This is a genomic window from Streptomyces sp. NPDC043878 (assembly GCF_056435735.1).
In genome coordinates this window covers 281,000-297,006 of the sequence record NZ_JBWKDW010000007.1, presented here as the reverse complement: position 1 = coordinate 297,006, position 16,007 = coordinate 281,000, and the positions used below count along the sequence as shown (strand labels likewise).

Here is a 16,007-nt window from a genome sequence, read left to right as displayed (position 1 = left end):
ACCGACCCCGACCACCTCATCAGCACGCTTCGACACGGTCTCCGCCAGATCCAGTACCGCACCAACCTCATCGACGGATGCCTCGCCGAAACCGGACTCACCTTCACGACATCACGGCGACAACGTCAGTAAAGCGGGTGTCGCAGCTTCGAATCCTGCCAGGGCACAACGCGTTACGCCGCTGGCTTGGGGTTTCTTCCTCAGGAAGGCGTTTTATTCGGCCTCGGACTCCCTGTCCGGGACCGTTTGCGTGAGCGGACGAGGAGTTGATCTGCCGAACATCGCCCAACGGATCAGCGTCATCCGGGCCTCGTCCGGCGACCGTCCACCGTCCGTCCAGCCCCCCGCTCCACCGCAGGTCAGGACACCCCGATCCACCCGAACCTCCAGACGAACATTTGGGAAGGGTGTTGGGGGCAACCCCTCACGAGTGTGAATCTCGCGTGCTCCGCAGCGCCTGAACAGACGAAACGAAGGCCGAGCCACAACCGTGGCTCGACCTGTCTCGGCAAGCGGGGCCCCACGCTCCCGCATCCCACGGCGGGCTGCCGACACCACTGCGTGGCGGAGTCCTACGGAACCTGGCGGTCGACGTCGCGGCGGTTGCCGACGGACAGGACCCACACGATGAGTTGGCCGTCCTCGACGGTGTAGACGATGCGGTAGTCACCGACCCTGAGTCGCCAACGAGCGTTGTGCCCTTGGAGGGCAGCGATGTCGAACGCAGTCGTATCGCCCGCATCCATTGCCTTCTGAAGTTCAGTGAGGCGATACAGGACACGCAGGGCATCCGGACGCGGGATCTTGAGCATGTCCCGCTGGGCGTGCGGCGTGAAGCGGGTGACGTGCCCCATGGGTCAGCCCCCATTGGCGCGGGGCAAGGCAGCCATCTCTTCGAACGAGACCGACCCTTCCGTGCCCTCGGACTCGGCTTCGTCGGCCAGCCGGTTGAGCGACGAAGACGTCGCCCACCTCTCCCCGCTCAGGGACCGGCACATCAACTTCCTGGGCCGCTACCTGTTCAACGTCAAAGCCAGCGGCCCCGGCAAGGGCCCGCGCCCCTTCCGGGACCCGTACGCCGCCGAGGACGACGAGGACTGACGGCCAGCACACCTACACCCGACCGACCCGGCCACTCGTCGCGCCCGCGGGGGCCCGGCACCCGACTTGCGTGACCCTTTCGCGGCAGGCGTCACACCAAGTCGGGTGCATTCTCCTGCGCGGGATCCTTGGATGCCGGGTGATCCGGGCCGCCGGTCGGGGCGGCGGCACGCAGCGCCGCTTCGACCCGGCGGTTGCTGGTCATGGATGCCGTGACGGCCGTCATCGCCAGGAGGAGGCCGGCGGCGGCGTAGAGCGGGGTGCGGATGTCGTACGTCGTGGCCAGCCAGCCACCGAGGAACGCCCCGACGGGGGCGGCGCACATGGCCAGCATGCGGGAGGTGGAGGCGACCCGGCCCATCAGGTGGGGCGGGACGATCGCCTGCCGGAGGGAGGGCCCGAGCACCATCGTGGCGCCCATGCCGGCCCCGCAGACGGCGAGCGCCAGCCCCGCCACGTACGGGTTCGGGGCAGCGGCCAGGCCCAGGATGGCAAGCCCTTCGACGGCGGCCGTGCAGGTCAGCGCGGTGCCGGTGCCGAGTCGTCGGCCGAGGTAGGAGGCGATGCCTGCACCGAGCAGGCCGCCTGTGGCCTCCGCCGTGAGGAGCAGGCCGAAGCCGTAGGTGTCGATGCCGAGGCGGTCCTGCGCGAAGAGGGCGAGGACGGTCTCCACAGCGAGGAAGGCGACATTCCCGACCGCCGGGCGGAGCGCGAGCCCGAGCAGCACCCGGTCCCGGAAGACGTACGAGGCCCCGGCCCGCGCCTGCCGAAGCAGCGACTCGCGGACCTCCGGCACGGGCCGGGGCATGGCGGGCAGCGTACGGACGAGCAGCGCGGAGAGCAGGAACGACACCGCGTCGGCCAGCAGCGGAACCGCCCGCCCGAGCGCGAGCAGCGCACTGCCCGCAGGCGGCCCCGCGAAACCGGACATGGCGGTCTGGGCACCGCGCAGGCGGGAGTTGGCGCGTTCCAGGAGCGCGGGGTCGCGGCCGAGCAGATCCGGCAGGAAGGCCGTGGCGGCCGTATCGAAGAAGAGTCCGCCGAGGCCGAGCAGGAAGGCGACGGCCGCGAGCAGCGGAATGCTCAGCACATCGAGCGCGGCCGCCGCCGCCGGTATCGCGAGCAGCACCGCACGCGCCGCGTCCGCGACCCACATCGTGCGCCGACGGTCCCAGCGGTCCACCAGCGCACCGCCGAGCACCCCGAAGAGCAGCCACGGCAGCGTCCCCGCGGCCGTGACGACGGCGAGCGCCATCGGATCCCGCGTCAACGTCAACGCGATCAGCGGCAGCGCGGCCTGGGTCACCCCGTCGCCGAGCGAGGACACCGTCTGCGCGGTCCACAGCCGTCCGAACCCGGTCGGCAGTCTCCGAACGCCTGAGGTCACTTGGCGCTCCCCTCGGCCTGCTCCCGCGACGCCGGGTGGAACAGCGCGAAGACGAGTGACGCGTCCGGCAGCGACGGATCGGACAGCTCCCGGTACTCGTCCGCCAGTGCCTGCAGCCGCGCCCCCAGCTGTGCGAACTGCTCCTCGGTGAGCCGCAGATGCGCCATCCGCACGTGCCGCTCGCCGTCCGCCGGCGCCGCCTCCAGGTCCGCCACCGCATGCCGCATCAGCACATCCGGCCCTCCCTCGCCCGGGTCCGGCAGCGCGATCGCCCGGGCGGCCATGGCGTAGTACCGCTCGGTGACGCCCCGGACCTTCCGCGTCCGCACCACCTTCACCAGGCCGGCCCGCTCCAGCAGCCGCACGTGATAGCTGGAACTCCCCTTCGCAAGGCCCACCCGCTCGGCGATCTGCGTGATCGTCGCCGGCTCGAAGCGGAGCACGGCCATGATCCGGTGGCGCGTGAGGTTGGAGACGGCGCGCAGCTGTTCGTCCGTGGTGACGTGAAACGTCTCGGGAAGATCATCGGTAGGCATGCGAGCAATGGTCAACGATTCTTGACCATTGCGCAAGGGGATTCGCACGAACCCGGTCACGGCCAAGGGCCTTCGCGGCTGAGTGCGCCCCCTCGAACCCCTGCCGCACAGCAGCGGCTGTGGCTGTGCCCGCGCCCCCGCCGGACCGCACCCGGCTCGCTGACCCGGGGTCAGGGACGTGTGGCCATACGGACGCCGGCGGGGACGGGGCGGCTCAGCCGTCAGGCGGCGTGACAGAGCACCGCCGGGCCGGCCGGGGCCACGGTGCGGGCCACTGTCGCCTGCAAGGGACGGGCGGTGGGCGCGGCCTGCGGGCGGTTCCGTGCGAAGACGACGAGGCGCAGCACCGCGAACCGCGCGGCACCGGCGAGTGCGGAGGCGGCCAGGTAGACGACCTGCTCGATCACCGCACCGGGCGCCGCCACCAGCTGTTGCAGGACAAGCATCGCCACACAGGTCACCGCGTACGCGGCCGCCGCGGACCCGGCCGACTGCACATGCTGGCGCCAGGTCGCGCGCCCACCCGCACTGAAAGTGAACCGGGCGTGCAGCTCGGTGGCGAGGAGCGTGGAGATCACGGTGATCAGGGCGTTGGCCAGAACCCAGGGAACCCAGGAGGCGAGGGCCGCCACGGCGAAGCTGGAGGCGACCCCCACCCCGCCGCCGCAGAGCACGAAACGGGTGAATGCGGTGAACGCGGCGGGCACCGCCTGCTCCTCGCTGTGTGCTGTCTCCATGATCCGACCCCTTTGATGGCTCACTCCGCGAAACGCGCACCTCACGACCTGAGAGGTCTGGGTGCGCCACCAGTGATGCCACTATGGCACACGTATGGCACCGACAGTGAGCCATTAATGGCGTAGCAACATGGACGGAGTCGCGAAGTGCAGATCAGAGGCCCATCACGACTTCGGCGCGCGATGCGTACGCGACATCCCGCGGCACGCACCAGAGACGCTCCCGCCCGATCGACCTGGCCGCACACCGAGAAACGAGAGCAGACCACCCTCTCGCGACATGGCGTGGCATCACCTGGACCCCGATGGCACCGAATGGCGTCGCCCGGCGCCATTCCGGGCTCCCAAAACACGCTTGAGCGCGCATGGCGCCACACTGACGCAGGCCGATTGTCTTGCATTTTCGCAGCTCAGCAGCCTTTTCCTGAAGCCGCCCCGCCACGAGGCAGCACTCACGCTTGCACATGACGCCACTACGGTGCCATGATGGCGTCATGGACCTCACCCCGTATGTCGACTCTCTCCGCCGCGAACTCGCGGTGGCCGCCGAAGCCGGCGGCGACGAAGCCCGCGAGCTGGCCGAGAGGCTCACCGCTCCCCTGGAGTCGGCGACCCGTCTGACCCTGCTCAACGTGCTCTCCGCCGCGATGGACGAGATCACCCGCGAACTCGCCCCCGGCTCGGTCGACGTACGGCTGCGCGGGCTCGACCCCGACTTCGTGGTGACACCGCCCACCTACGGCGGCGCCCCCGCCGAGCCGACCGCGCCCGACGAACCGCTCAGGACCCCGGGCCCGGCCGACGGTGACGAAGGCGGCACCGCCCGAGTCAATCTGCGTCTGCCGGCCCATCTCAAGGCTCGCGCCGAGGAGGCGGCGACCCGCGAGGGCCTGTCGGTCAACGCGTGGCTCGTGCGCGCCGTGTCAACCGCGGTCGGCGGGGGCGCCCGGCCGCCGCGTACGACGGAGAAGGCCCAGACCGTCGGACAGAGCTTCACGGGCTGGGTGCGCTAGCCGCGCCCCCGCCAACACCACTTCACCCACACCACGTCCCACCAGCGGGGACGACCCAAAGACCCAAGAGGACGGGACAGCCATGCCTTCTTTCGACACTCCCGAAGCGATCTCGGTCACGGCGCGCGTGGAGGCCGGTTCCATCCAGTTCACCGCGGGCGACCGCCTCGACACGGTCGTCGATGTGCGGCCCCGCGACCCGAAGAAGGACCTGGACGTACGGGCGGCCGAGCAGACCGAGGTCACGTACACGGGCGGCGTCCTGACTGTCAGGACGCCCAAGGGCAATCTGCTCGGGCTCGGCCGCACAGGCACCGTCGACGTGACGGTCGAACTGCCCGCGGGCTCGCGCATCGACATGACCGGCGCCTGGGCCCAGGTGCTGGGCGAGGGCCGGCTCGGCGAGGTCAACGTGAAGACCTCCTCCGGCGACGTCCGCCTCGACACGACGGGCCCGCTCCAGCTGACCGCGTCGCACGGCTCGATCACCGTGGGCCGGGTCGAGGGCAGGGCCGGGATCACCACCAGCTCCGGCAGCCTGCGCGTCGGCCTCGTCGACGGCCCCGCCGTCCTGAAGAACTCGCACGGCACCACGACCATCGACGTGGCGACCGGCGAGCTGCGGGTGAGCGGCGCCAACGGCGACATCGAGATCCGGCGCGCCGAGGACTCGGTCACCGCCACCACCGCCCACGGCACCCTGCGTGTGGGCGAAGTGGCTCGCGGCACCGTCCAGTTGGAGACCAACTACGGCGCCATCGACGTCGGTGTCCGCGAGGGCACGGCCGCCTGGCTCGACGTCAGCTCGGGCTCCGGGCAGGTGCGCAACACGCTCACCGCGTCCGAGAGCCCGGAGAAGAGCGAGGACACCGTCAAGGTCCACGCCCGCACCAAGTACGGCAACATCGACATCCGCCGCGCCAGGGTCTGACCCCGGAAGAACCGGCCTCAACTCGCGCACCCCCCAGCCACTTCAGCCTTCGAACGGGAGGGCCCCATGCCTTCATCTGTCATGCCCACGCCCAGGCGGGGCGACGGTCCGCAGTCGCCCGCCGCCGTCTCCGCCGTCGGTCTGCGCAAGTCGTACGGCGACAAGACCGTGCTCGACGGCATCGATCTGCGCATCCCTGCCGGGTCCGTGTTCGCACTGCTCGGACCGAACGGCGCCGGCAAGACCACCGCCGTGAAGATCCTCTCCACGCTCGTCACCGCCGACGGCGGACAGGCCCAGGTCGCGGGCCACGACATCGCCACGTCCCCGGACGGCGTGCGTGCCGCGATCGGGGTCACCGGGCAGTTCTCCGCCGTCGACGGCCTCATCACCGGCGAGGAGAACATGCTCCTCATGGCGGACCTGCACCACCTGCCCAAGCACGAGGGGCGGCAGGTCACCGCCGAGCTGCTGGAACGGTTCGACCTCACCGAGGCCGCGAAGAAGCCCGCCTCCACCTACTCCGGCGGCATGAAGCGCCGCCTGGACATCGCCATGACCCTGGTCGGCAAGCCGAGGATCATCTTCCTCGACGAGCCGACCACCGGCCTCGACCCGCGCTCCCGCCACACCATGTGGCAGATCATCCGCGAACTCGTCTCCGACGGCGTCACCGTCTTCCTCACCACCCAGTACCTGGAGGAGGCCGACGAGCTCGCCGACCGCATCGCGGTGCTGAACGACGGCAAGATCGCCGCCGAGGGCACCGCCGACGAGCTGAAACGCCTGATCCCCGGCGGCCATGTCCGGCTCCGCTTCACCGACCCAGCCGCGTACCAGAAAGCCGCCTCCGCGCTGCGCGAAGTCGCCCTCCCCCACTCCCGGCTTCGCTCGAGCGGGGGGACCCCCAACGACGAGGCGCTGGCCCTGCGGATCCCCAGCGACGGCAGCCAGCGCGAACTGCGCTCCATCCTCGACCGGCTGGACTCCGCCGGCATCGAGGCCGACGAGCTGACCATGCACACCCCCGACCTCGACGACGTGTTCTTCGCCCTGACCGGCGGCACCGACCGAACCCACAAGAAAGGTGAGGCTGTCCGATGAGCACCCCCCTGGCTCCCGCCCGCCCGACCCGGCTCTCCCTCGCCGTACGCGACTCGAACACGATGCTGCGCCGCAACCTCCTGCACGCGCGCCGCTACCCGTCCCTCACCCTGAACCTGCTGCTCACGCCGATCGTCCTGCTGCTGCTGTTCGTCTACGTCTTCGGCGACGTGATGAGCGCGGGCATCGGCGGTGGCGGCGCCGACCGCTCGGAGTACATCGCGTATCTCGTACCGGGCATCCTGCTGATGACCATCGGCGGCACCCTGGTCGGCACCGCGGTGTCCGTCTCCATGGACATGACCGAGGGCATCATCGCCCGCTTCCGCACCATGGCGATCCACCGCGGCTCCGTGCTCATCGGGCACGTCATCGGCAGCGTGCTGCAGTCGGTCATCAGCGTGGTTCTCGTCGGCGCCGTCGGCGTGGCCATCGGCTTCCGCTCCACGGATGCCACGGCCCTGGAGTGGCTGGCGGCATTCGGGCTGCTCACGCTGTTCGCCCTGGCGTTCACCTGGATCGCGGTCGGAATGGGCATGGTCAGCGCCAGCGCCGAGGCGGCCAGCAACAACGCGCTGCCGCTGGTCTTCCTGCCGCTCATCTCCAGCGCCTTCGTCCCCGTCGACGCGATGCCGGGCTGGTTCCAGCCGATCGCCCGGTACCAGCCGTTCACGCCCGCCATCGAGACGCTGCGCGGACTGCTGCTCGGCACCGAGATCGGCAACAACGGGTGGATCACCATCGTCTGGTGCCTGGGCCTTGCTGCGCTCGGCTACCGCTGGTCGAAGGCGGTGTTCAACCGCGACCCGAAGTGACCACGCGGACTGCCTGCGGCAACTCGTCCCGCCTGCGGGCGGCGTACTCCGACACCTCGTCGCGTACGCCGCCCGTCGGCGTTTCCGCCGCCCGCCGGACCCGCGCCGTCGGCAACGCCACCAGGAACTCGCGCCGCACCAGCGGCGGCCAGTCGCCGAGAACGGGCACAACGACATCAGGATCGGGTACACACCCCTGTCCGTACAGCCGGCCTCGTGGCGGCGGGAGTTGACGGGACCCGGTTCCCTCCGGACCGCCAACTCCCCTGCGCAGCGCGTAACGCCATCAGCTCTTCGCCGCGAGGCCCTTGAGTGCGATGTTGAGTTCGAGGACGTTCACCCGGGGCTCTCCGATGAAGCCGAGGGTGCGGCCGTCGGTGTGGTCGTCGACCAGCTTCTGCACCTGGGCGACCGACAGGCCGTTCTTTTCGGCGATCCGGTGGACCTGGATGTCCGCGTACTGCGGGGAGATGTCCGGGTCGAGTCCGGAACCGGAGGAGGTCACCGCGTCGGCGGGCACCTCGGACGGCTTCACCGTGTGGCCGTTCACCGAGTTGTCCTTGACGACGGCGGCCTTGGCGGCCGTCACCCAGTCGATCAGGTCCTTGTTGTCGGCGGACCGGTTGGTCGCGCCGGAGAGGATCAGCTTGTACCGGGTGTTGACGCTGTTGCTGCCGAGACCGTTCTGCGGGCGCCCCTGGAACCACTTCAGGTCCGGCTCCGGGGTCTCCTGGCCCTTCTTCAGCGGCAGGTTGTACGACTGCCCGATGAGGGAGGAGCCGACGACCCTGCCGTCCGACGTGATCTCGGAGCCGTTGGCCTGGTCGCTGAACAGACCCTGGGCGATACCGGTCACCACCAGCGGGTAGATCACACCGGTCACCAGGGTCAGCACGAGGAGGGCGCGCAGCCCCGCCCCGAGCAACCGGAGGGTGTTGGTCACGGAGTTGTTCATGGCCTTCAGCACGCTTTCAGGAAATTACAGCCCGGGGATGAGGGAGATGAGCAGGTCGATGATCTTGATGCCGACGAAGGGGGCGACCAGGCCGCCGATGCCGTAGATCGTGAGGTTGCGCCGGAGCATCCTGTCCGCGCTGACGGGCCGGTACTGCACGCCCTTCAGGGACAGCGGGACCAGCGCGATGATGATCAGCGCGTTGAAGATCACGGCGGAGAGGATCGCGGAGTCCGGCGAGGACAGGCCCATGATGTTGAGCCTGTCCAGGCCCGGGTAGACCGCCGCGAACAGCGCCGGGATGATCGCGAAGTACTTCGCCACGTCGTTGGCGATGGAGAACGTCGTCAACGCGCCCCGGGTGATGAGGAGTTGCTTGCCGATCTCGACGATCTCGATCAGCTTCGTCGGGTTCGAGTCGAGGTCGACCATGTTGCCGGCCTCCTTCGCGGCCGACGTACCCGTGTTCATCGCCACGCCGACGTCCGCCTGGGCGAGCGCGGGTGCGTCGTTGGTGCCGTCGCCGGTCATCGCGACGAGCTTGCCGCCCGCCTGCTCCCGCTTGATGAGGGCCATCTTGTCCTCGGGGGTGGCCTCGGCGAGGAAGTCGTCGACGCCGGCCTCCTCGGCGATCGCCTTGGCCGTCAGCGGGTTGTCGCCGGTGATCATGACGGTCCTGATGCCCATCCGGCGCAGCTCGTCGAACCGCTCCCGCATGCCGTCCTTGACGACGTCCTTGAGGTGGATGACGCCCAACACCCGTGCCCCGTCGGTGTCTTCGACGGCCACGAGTAGCGGTGTGCCGCCCGCTTCCGAGATCCGGTCGGTGAGCGCGCCGGCGTCCTCGGACACCTCGCCGCCCTGCTCCCGGACCCAGGCGACGACCGAACCTGCCGCGCCCTTGCGGATCTTGCGTCCGTCGACGTCCACACCCGACATCCGGGTCTGCGCGGTGAACGCGATCCACTCGGCGCCGGTGAGTTCGCCCTGGTGCCGCTCGCGCAGGCCGTACTTCTCCTTCGCCAGTACGACGATGGAGCGGCCCTCGGGCGTCTCGTCGGCCAGCGACGACAGCTGGGCGGCGTCGGCGAGATCGGCCTCCGTCGTCTCGGTCACCGGCACGAACTCCGACGCCTGCCGGTTGCCGAGCGTGATGGTGCCGGTCTTGTCGAGCAGCAGCGTCGACACGTCACCGGCCGCTTCGACCGCACGCCCCGACATGGCCAGCACGTTGCGCTGCACCAGCCGGTCCATCCCCGCGATGCCGATCGCGGAGAGCAGGGCGCCGATCGTCGTCGGGATCAGGCAGACCAGCAGGGCGACCAGCACGACCATCGTGAGGTGGGTGCCCGCGTAGTCGGCGAACGGCGGCAGGGTCGCCACCGCGAGGAGGAAGACGATGGTGAGGGACGCCAACAGGATGTTCAGCGCGATCTCGTTCGGCGTCTTCTGCCGCGCCGCGCCCTCGACCAGGTTGATCATCCGGTCGATGAAGGTCTCGCCCGGCTTCGTCGTGATCTTGATGACGATCCGGTCGGACAGGACCTTCGTGCCACCGGTCACCGCGGACCGGTCGCCGCCGGACTCCCGGATGACCGGTGCCGACTCTCCGGTGATCGCCGACTCGTCGACGGAGGCCACGCCCTCGACCACGTCACCGTCGCCGGGGATGGTGTCGCCCGCCTCGCAGACGACCAGGTCACCGATCCGCAGCTCGGTGCCGGGCACCTGCTCCTCGCGGTCACCCACGAGCCGTCGGGCGACGGTGTCGGTCTTGGCCTTGCGCAGGGTGTCGGCCTGCGCCTTGCCCCTGCCCTCGGCGACCGCCTCGGCCAGGTTGGCGAACACGACGGTCAGCCACAGCCAGGCGCTGATGGTCCAGCCGAACCAGTCGCCCGGGTCCTTGAAGGAGAAGACGGTGGTCAGTACCGAGCCGATCCACACCACGAACATCACGGGCGACTTGACCATCACCCGGGGGTCGAGCTTGCGGCAGGCGTCGGGCAGCGACTTCAGCAGCTGTCTGGGGTCGAAGAGGCCCGCGCCGACACGGCTCTCCTTGTGACCGGTCGGGAGGTCCTGGTGCGGCGCCCGGGTCGGGGTGGCTGTGGACATCGAGTCCTCTTGCTTCGTTACGTCGGTGGTCATGACGCCAGCCCTTCGGCGAGCGGGCCCAGCGCGAGGGCCGGGAAGTAGGTCAGACCGGTGATGATCAGGATGGCGCCCACCAGCAGGCCCGTGAACAGCGGTTTCTCGGTGCGCAGGGTACCCGCGGTGGCCGGGACCGGCTTCTGTTCGGCCAGCGAGCCCGCGAGCGCCAGCACGAACACCATCGGCAGGAAGCGGCCGAGCACCATGGCGAGCCCCAGCGTGCTGTTGAACCACTGCGTGTCCGCGTTCAGACCGGCGAAGGCCGAACCGTTGTTGTTCGCGGCCGAGCTGTAGGCGTACAGGATCTCGGAGAATCCGTGCGCGCCGCTGTTGGTCATCGAGTTGCCCGGGGTGGGCAGGGCCATCGCGGCGGCGGTGAAGATGAGCACCAGCGCCGGGGTGATGAGGATGTAGCAGGCGGCGAACTTGATCTCGCGGGTGCCGATCTTCTTGCCCAGGTACTCGGGCGTACGGCCCACCATCAGACCGGCGATGAACACAGCGATGACCGCCATGATCAGCATGCCGTAGAGGCCGGAGCCGGTACCGCCGGGCGCGATCTCGCCGAGCTGCATGCCGAGCATGGTGATGCCGCCGCCGAGACCGGTGAAGGAGGAGTGGAAGGAGTCCACCGCGCCGGTCGAGGTGAGTGTGGTCGACACCGCGAAGATCGACGAGCCGCCGACCCCGATGCGCTGCTCCTTGCCCTCCATGGCCCCGCCCGCGATGTCGAACGCCGGGCCGTGGTGCGCGAACTCGGTCCACATCATCAGCGCGATGAAGCCGACCCAGATCGTGCCCATGGTGGCGAGGATCGCGTACCCCTGCTTGAGGGAGCCGACCATGATGCCGAAGGTGCGGGTCAGCGCGAAGGGGATGACCAGCAGCAGGAAGATCTCGAAGAGGTTCGTGAACGGGGTCGGGTTCTCGAAGGGGTGGGCGGAGTTGGCGTTGAAGTAGCCGCCGCCGTTGGTGCCAATCTCCTTGATGGCCTCCTGGGAGGCGACCGCGCCACCGTTCCACTGCTGGTTGCCGCCCATGCCGTGCCCATTGAAGAACTGGCCGACCTCGTGGATGCCGGAGAAGTTCTGGATGGCACCGCAGGCCACCAGGACGATCGCGGCGACGACGGAGAGCGGCAGCAGGATCCGGGTCACACCGCGCACCAGGTCCGACCAGAAGTTGCCCAGCTCGCCGGTGCGGGACCCCGCGAAGCCGCGTACCAGCGCCACCGCCACCGCGATGCCGACGGCCGCGGAGACGAAGTTCTGCACGGCGAGACCGGCCGTCTGCACGACGTGGCCCATGGCCTGCTCGCCGTAGTACGACTGCCAGTTGGTGTTCGTGACGAAGGACGCGGCGGTGTTGAACGCCTGGTCCGGGTCGATGGCCCGGAAGCCGAGCGAGCCGGGCAGGTGGCCCTGGAGCCGCTGGAGCAGGTAGAGGAAGAGAACGCCGACCGCCGAGAAGGCGAGAACGCCACGCAGGTAGGCGGGCCAGCGCATCTCGGTGTTCGGGTTGGCGCCGATGCCCTTGTAGATCCACTTCTCGACGCGCCAGTGCTTGTCGGAGGAGTAGACCCTGGCCATGTAGGTGCCGAGGGGGACGTAGGCGAGAGCCAGCGCCGCCATGAGCGCGAGCAGCTGGAGCACGCCGGCGAGTACGGGACCCATAGCGATCTCAGAACCTCTCCGGGAAGATCAGGGCGAGGACGAGATAGCCCAGCAGGGCGACGGCCACGATCAGGCCGACTACGTTTTCGGCGGTCACAGCTTCGTCACCCCCTTGGCGACAAGAGCCACCAGCGCGAACACCGCGATCGTGGTGACGACGAAGGCCAGATCGGCCATCGCGAACTCCTGGAGTGAGGTTCGGGTGGAGCAGACGATTAGAGGAAACCGCCTCTCTGGCCGGAATTGGCCGCCGTTGACGCCTCCCTTACGGCGGCCACCGCACCTTTGACGGGACTCATACGCGGCCGGAGGCGGGGGCCACAGCAGCCGGAAGCGCTGCCGGCAGACGACCGCGTCGGTCTCCCGGCGCACCGCGTGGGCGACGACGGCGCCCCGCTGGTTCCGCAGCAGCCGCTGTCACAGCCGCTCCGGCTCGGTCTCCGGGATCAGGACGGTGACCTGGGTGGCCGGTTCCGACGTGGCGACCTCGCGCACGTGCGCCGTTCAGGACGTAGTCCAGGACCAGCGAGGCTGCCGCGACCAGGCTCGTGCGCGCGCCCAGATGGGTCCTGGCCACGGCGTACGCCCGCCGCCGTCCGCGAACGCGGCGATCACCCGCCGGTACGAGGCGACCAGCACCGGCTCGTGCCGCGGGACTGGTTCGGCGGCCGGGGGGAGATCAACTCCGAAGTGGGACAGGGCCGTTGAGTTGACCCACCCGGAGGGTTTCCTCCCAGGCTGGCGCTTCGACGTGTTCGGGGTCGTGCCACACGCGTGCCACTACAGCCGCGTGGGAGGCCGGAACCTCTGGACGAACGTGTGCTGCGCACCGCGGCACGTACGTCATCCCCCGCTCGACGAGGTCAGGCGAGCTTCTTCATCTGCGCGTCGACGATGTCCTCGGGGATGGTCGGGGGCTGGATGGGGTTGAGGGACAGGAAGGTCGCGACGGTGGAGTCCTGGCGGACGACGAGGACGGTGACGGGGATGCCGGGTCCCCCGCTGCCGACGACCTGGGTGGCGTCGAAAGCCAGTGTCTCGTCGCCGTAACCGGAAACGGACCGGGACCGGGTACCGGAATACCCCAGTCCAGCACCCGGGTGGGCAGCAGAGGGGCGCATCTCGGCGGTGGCGCACTTCGGGAACGCCGCGCGCAGGTCGGTCATCACCGTGCGGGCGTCGGCAAGGGTGTAGGACGTCAGGCCGACACTCGCGTGCTGCCCGAGATCGTCGGAGGCGGACACGACATCCTGGCTGACGTGGGCCGTGAAGTCGTGCAGGCCGCCCAGCTGTGCGGCCGCGTAGACGGGTCGGCAAGGTGCGGGCGTGACGTCGCGGTAGGTCGTGAGCACATCGTGGTCCACTGGGCTGCCCTGGCCCTCGACGGTGTTGACCTTGTAGCCGGGGACGTCGTGCGCGGTCAGCGCCAGGCGGTCGAGGCCCTTCTGGTCGAGCCCCTTCCCGCCCGCGGAGGCGGGCGCTCCGGATGCCTGCGGCGTCGAGCTCGCGTCGGCAGTCGTAGGCGTCCTGCCTCCCCCGGCGTCGTCCCCACTGTCCACACCGCACGCGCCGGTCAGCGCCAGCACCGACAGGACACCCGCCGCAGCGACGACCCGTCTTCCGACCGCAGAAGTATTCATCATTCGCCCACCCCCCGGTGCCCCGACTGCGAGCACCCGCACAAGAAGCCCCGGCGTGTGCCCGGGCTGAAGATCACAGGGAGCCTAGCGGGAACCGGCGGAGTACCCTTCGCCGTTGGTGCGGACCGGAGCCTCCCGGCCGTTGGGTCCCGGCCCGAGTGGGTCTATCGTCGGAATCATGGGGGCAGGACGAGGAGGACGGCCGGTGATGCCGCAGGACGAGGCCGTGGTCGGCTGCACGGGGAAGGTACTCATCGGAACGCGCGGATCCGCGGGCCCCGGCGAGATCCTGGTGCGCGTCAGAGGCGGCTCGGAGACGTTCCTCGCCTGGTCGGAGAGCCCTCTGTCCGCCGGCTCGACGGTGCTCGTGATCGAATCACGCGGATGCCGCGAGGTCGGCGTCATCGAGTGGGTGGATCCATTGGACGCGCTCGGCGACGACACCGCCGACGCCGACTGAGGAGTACAAGAAATGTTCGGATACCGCGTTCCCGCTCCCGACGAGGCGATGTTGATCTCGGGAGGCAGGCGGGGACTGGGGGGCGCGCCGTTCCGAGTGGTGACGGGGCACGGAAAGTTCGTGCTCCCGGTCTTCCGGAAGGTCCGGTTCCTCACCCTCTCCATGTGTGAGGCCGAGGTCACCGAGACCTGCGTGACCAAGCAGGGCATCGCGTTGCACGTCCGCGCGGTCATCGCATTCAAGGTCGGTAACGATCACGAGAGCATCATCAACGCGGGCCAGCGGTTCCTCTCCGACCAGGAGCAGATGTCGGTGCTCACCGGCCGGATCTTCGCCGGACACCTGCGGGCCATCATCGGTTCGATGACGGTCGAGGAGATCGTCACCGAGCGGCAGAAACTCGCCGCCGAGGTCCTGGACACCTCCAAGACCGAGATGGCGAAGATCGGGTTGACTGTCGACTCCCTTCAGATCCAGTCGATCGACGACGGCGAGACCGGCTACATCGACGCGATGTCCGCACCGCACAAGGCGGCCATCCAGCGGCAGGCCCAGATCGCCCAGGCGCAGGCCACCCAGGCCGCCGCCCAGGCGGAGCAGGCCGCGGCCCGTGAGCAGGCGGAGTACGCCCGGCAGACGGCCATCGTCAAGGCCGAGTACTCGGCCGAGGTGGACCGTGCCCAGGCGCAGGCCGCGCAGGCCGGTCCGCTGGCGCAGGCACACGCCCAGCAGGAGGTGCTCGCCGTCCAGACGGAGCTGGCCCAGCGCCAGGCCAAACTGCGTGAGCAGCAACTGGTGGCCGAGATCGTGAGGCCCGCCGAGGCCGAGGCCGAGCGGGTCAGGATCCTCGCTGCCGCCGATGCACAGCGGATGAAGATCCAGGCGGAGGCGGCGGCCTCGTACGACCGGGTCGCACTCGACCGGATGCTGATCGACCAGCTCCCCCAGATCGTCAAGGAGGCCGCCGGTGGTCTCGCCGGCGCCAACGTCAACGTCCTGAACGGCGCGGACGGCCTCGGTGAGATCGCCGCCGGCCTGGTCTCGCAGGGCCTGACGATCCTCGACTCGGTCCGACAGAACCTGGGCGGCCAGGACTCGGACGGCCACCGCCCGGACGGTCGCCGCTCCGAGGAGGCCAAGGACAACGGCCTGCTCCAGCTGCCCTCCAGCAAGGAGCAGAAGCCGAGGGACGGCCGGGTGGACGTCGACTAGGGGCGGCAAGCGCCGGCGGCTCGGGCGAAGCGTTCGAAGCGTTCGAAGCGGAGTCATGTCGGGCGCGTCAGCATCGGTCCCGTCAGCGGTGGCCGGCCGAGCCAGCCCTCCGTTCAGTCGCCGGCCACGCTCGCGTCGCGCCGGCGCCGGTGGGGCGCGGCGACTTAGCACAGGTGACGCCGGCGTCCCGCGTGACATACGTCGGCGGGGGGGGGGGGGGGGGGGGGGGGGGGGGGGGGGGGGGGGGGGGGGGGGGGGGGGGGGGGGGGGGGGGGGGGGGAGAGGGGGTGGA

General features: G+C 69.8%; 17 protein-coding genes and 2 pseudogenes. 8 read left to right on the top strand and 11 right to left on the bottom strand.

The features are described from left to right. A pseudogene (locus AC07AZ_RS13120) lies at positions 1-132 on the top strand (IS630 family transposase); the annotation flags it as partial. A 440-nt stretch (positions 133-572) separates the two neighbouring features. Here AC07AZ_RS13120 and AC07AZ_RS13115 read toward each other — a convergent pair. Both AC07AZ_RS13115 and AC07AZ_RS13110 read right to left on the bottom strand, forming a co-directional pair. Further along, complete coding sequence (locus AC07AZ_RS13115) at positions 573-854, bottom strand: type II toxin-antitoxin system RelE family toxin (protein ID WP_478846895.1); 282 nt, start codon at positions 852-854, stop codon at positions 573-575. Between the two features lie 3 nt (positions 855-857). Further along, positions 858-953, bottom strand: a pseudogene (locus AC07AZ_RS13110) (prevent-host-death family protein); the annotation flags it as partial. Here AC07AZ_RS13110 and AC07AZ_RS13105 point away from each other — a divergent pair. After that, on the top strand, positions 949-1,101 hold the full coding sequence (locus tag AC07AZ_RS13105; protein ID WP_478846913.1) for a hypothetical protein: 153 nt from the start codon (positions 949-951) through the stop codon (positions 1,099-1,101). The pseudogene AC07AZ_RS13110 and the gene AC07AZ_RS13105 sit on opposite strands and share 5 nt — an antisense overlap. A 91-nt stretch (positions 1,102-1,192) precedes the next feature. Here the strand turns inward: AC07AZ_RS13105 and AC07AZ_RS13100 are convergent, their stop codons facing one another. The 3 genes from AC07AZ_RS13100 to AC07AZ_RS13090 form a co-directional block, all read right to left on the bottom strand. Next, on the bottom strand, positions 1,193-2,488 hold the full coding sequence (locus tag AC07AZ_RS13100; RefSeq protein WP_478846893.1) for an MFS transporter: 1,296 nt from the start codon (positions 2,486-2,488) through the stop codon (positions 1,193-1,195). Then, positions 2,485-3,024 carry an ArsR/SmtB family transcription factor gene (locus AC07AZ_RS13095; RefSeq protein ID WP_478846891.1) on the bottom strand — a complete coding sequence of 180 codons (540 nt, stop codon included), beginning with the start codon at positions 3,022-3,024 and terminating at the stop codon, positions 2,485-2,487. The genes AC07AZ_RS13100 and AC07AZ_RS13095 overlap by 4 nt, the downstream gene beginning before the upstream one ends. Positions 3,025-3,245: 221 nt before the next feature. Continuing rightward, a complete protein-coding gene (locus tag AC07AZ_RS13090; protein WP_478846889.1) occupies positions 3,246-3,761 on the bottom strand; it encodes a hypothetical protein in 516 nt (171 codons plus the stop codon). Positions 3,762-4,255: 494 nt separating this feature from the next. Here AC07AZ_RS13090 and AC07AZ_RS13085 point away from each other — a divergent pair, with 494 nt between their 5' ends. From AC07AZ_RS13085 to AC07AZ_RS13070, 4 genes are all read left to right on the top strand, one after another. After that, a complete protein-coding gene (locus AC07AZ_RS13085; protein ID WP_478846887.1) occupies positions 4,256-4,774 on the top strand; it encodes a toxin-antitoxin system HicB family antitoxin in 519 nt (172 codons plus the stop codon). A gap of 82 nt (positions 4,775-4,856) precedes the next feature. Beyond that, positions 4,857-5,705, top strand: coding sequence for a DUF4097 family beta strand repeat-containing protein (locus AC07AZ_RS13080; protein WP_478846885.1), 849 nt, complete (start codon positions 4,857-4,859; stop codon positions 5,703-5,705). A gap of 66 nt (positions 5,706-5,771) precedes the next feature. Then, entirely contained in the window at positions 5,772-6,809 is a 1,038-nt protein-coding gene (locus AC07AZ_RS13075; protein ID WP_478846883.1) for an ATP-binding cassette domain-containing protein, read from the top strand. Then, positions 6,806-7,624 carry an ABC transporter permease gene (locus AC07AZ_RS13070; protein WP_478846881.1) on the top strand — a complete coding sequence of 273 codons (819 nt, stop codon included), beginning with the start codon at positions 6,806-6,808 and terminating at the stop codon, positions 7,622-7,624. Before AC07AZ_RS13075 ends, AC07AZ_RS13070 begins: the two co-directional genes overlap by 4 nt. Here the strand turns inward: AC07AZ_RS13070 and AC07AZ_RS13065 are convergent. The 6 genes from AC07AZ_RS13065 to AC07AZ_RS13040 form a co-directional block, all read right to left on the bottom strand. Beyond that, on the bottom strand, positions 7,605-7,793 hold the full coding sequence (locus AC07AZ_RS13065) for a hypothetical protein (protein ID WP_478846879.1): 189 nt from the start codon (positions 7,791-7,793) through the stop codon (positions 7,605-7,607). The two genes, AC07AZ_RS13070 and AC07AZ_RS13065, sit on opposite strands and share 20 nt — an antisense overlap. A gap of 117 nt (positions 7,794-7,910) precedes the next feature. After that, complete coding sequence (locus AC07AZ_RS13060) at positions 7,911-8,579, bottom strand: potassium-transporting ATPase subunit C (protein WP_478846911.1); 669 nt, start codon at positions 8,577-8,579, stop codon at positions 7,911-7,913. 24 nt (positions 8,580-8,603) lie between these two features. After that, positions 8,604-10,727 (bottom strand): potassium-transporting ATPase subunit KdpB, encoded by a 2,124-nt coding sequence (kdpB, locus tag AC07AZ_RS13055; protein WP_478846877.1) that lies wholly within the window; start codon positions 10,725-10,727, stop codon positions 8,604-8,606. Continuing rightward, positions 10,724-12,403, bottom strand: a complete 1,680-nt coding sequence (gene kdpA, locus AC07AZ_RS13050) for a potassium-transporting ATPase subunit KdpA (protein ID WP_478846875.1) — start codon at positions 12,401-12,403, stop codon at positions 10,724-10,726. The genes kdpB and kdpA overlap by 4 nt, the downstream gene beginning before the upstream one ends. A 7-nt stretch (positions 12,404-12,410) precedes the next feature. Continuing rightward, a complete protein-coding gene (kdpF, locus tag AC07AZ_RS13045; RefSeq protein WP_018566520.1) occupies positions 12,411-12,500 on the bottom strand; it encodes a K(+)-transporting ATPase subunit F in 90 nt (29 codons plus the stop codon). A 766-nt stretch (positions 12,501-13,266) separates the two neighbouring features. After that, the gene (locus AC07AZ_RS13040) at positions 13,267-14,046 is read right to left on the bottom strand and encodes a hypothetical protein (RefSeq protein ID WP_478846873.1); all 780 of its coding nucleotides are present in this window, start codon (positions 14,044-14,046) and stop codon (positions 13,267-13,269) included. A gap of 205 nt (positions 14,047-14,251) precedes the next feature. Here AC07AZ_RS13040 and AC07AZ_RS13035 point away from each other — a divergent pair, with 205 nt between their 5' ends. Together AC07AZ_RS13035 and AC07AZ_RS13030 are read left to right on the top strand one after the other, a co-directional pair. Then, a complete protein-coding gene (locus AC07AZ_RS13035; RefSeq protein WP_478846871.1) occupies positions 14,252-14,503 on the top strand; it encodes a hypothetical protein in 252 nt (83 codons plus the stop codon). 12 nt (positions 14,504-14,515) lie between these two features. Then, complete coding sequence (locus AC07AZ_RS13030; RefSeq protein WP_478846869.1) at positions 14,516-15,715, top strand: SPFH domain-containing protein; 1,200 nt, start codon at positions 14,516-14,518, stop codon at positions 15,713-15,715. Positions 15,716-16,007: the final 292 nt, after the last annotated feature.

Coding starts and splice junctions, on each gene's coding strand:
- AC07AZ_RS13115 (WP_478846895.1), bottom strand. CDS start 854: ATGGGGCACGTCACCCGCTTCACGCCGCACGCCCAGCGGGACATGCTC.
- AC07AZ_RS13095 (WP_478846891.1), bottom strand. CDS start 3,024: ATGCCTACCGATGATCTTCCCGAGACGTTTCACGTCACCACGGACGAA.
- AC07AZ_RS13090 (WP_478846889.1), bottom strand. CDS start 3,761: ATGGAGACAGCACACAGCGAGGAGCAGGCGGTGCCCGCCGCGTTCACC.
- AC07AZ_RS13085 (WP_478846887.1), top strand. CDS start 4,256: ATGGACCTCACCCCGTATGTCGACTCTCTCCGCCGCGAACTCGCGGTG.
- AC07AZ_RS13080 (WP_478846885.1), top strand. CDS start 4,857: ATGCCTTCTTTCGACACTCCCGAAGCGATCTCGGTCACGGCGCGCGTG.
- AC07AZ_RS13075 (WP_478846883.1), top strand. CDS start 5,772: ATGCCTTCATCTGTCATGCCCACGCCCAGGCGGGGCGACGGTCCGCAG.
- AC07AZ_RS13070 (WP_478846881.1), top strand. CDS start 6,806: ATGAGCACCCCCCTGGCTCCCGCCCGCCCGACCCGGCTCTCCCTCGCC.
- AC07AZ_RS13060 (WP_478846911.1), bottom strand. CDS start 8,579: ATGAACAACTCCGTGACCAACACCCTCCGGTTGCTCGGGGCGGGGCTG.
- kdpB (WP_478846877.1), bottom strand. CDS start 10,727: ATGACCACCGACGTAACGAAGCAAGAGGACTCGATGTCCACAGCCACC.
- kdpA (WP_478846875.1), bottom strand. CDS start 12,403: ATGGGTCCCGTACTCGCCGGCGTGCTCCAGCTGCTCGCGCTCATGGCG.
- AC07AZ_RS13040 (WP_478846873.1), bottom strand. CDS start 14,046: ATGATGAATACTTCTGCGGTCGGAAGACGGGTCGTCGCTGCGGCGGGT.
- AC07AZ_RS13035 (WP_478846871.1), top strand. CDS start 14,252: ATGCCGCAGGACGAGGCCGTGGTCGGCTGCACGGGGAAGGTACTCATC.
- AC07AZ_RS13030 (WP_478846869.1), top strand. CDS start 14,516: ATGTTCGGATACCGCGTTCCCGCTCCCGACGAGGCGATGTTGATCTCG.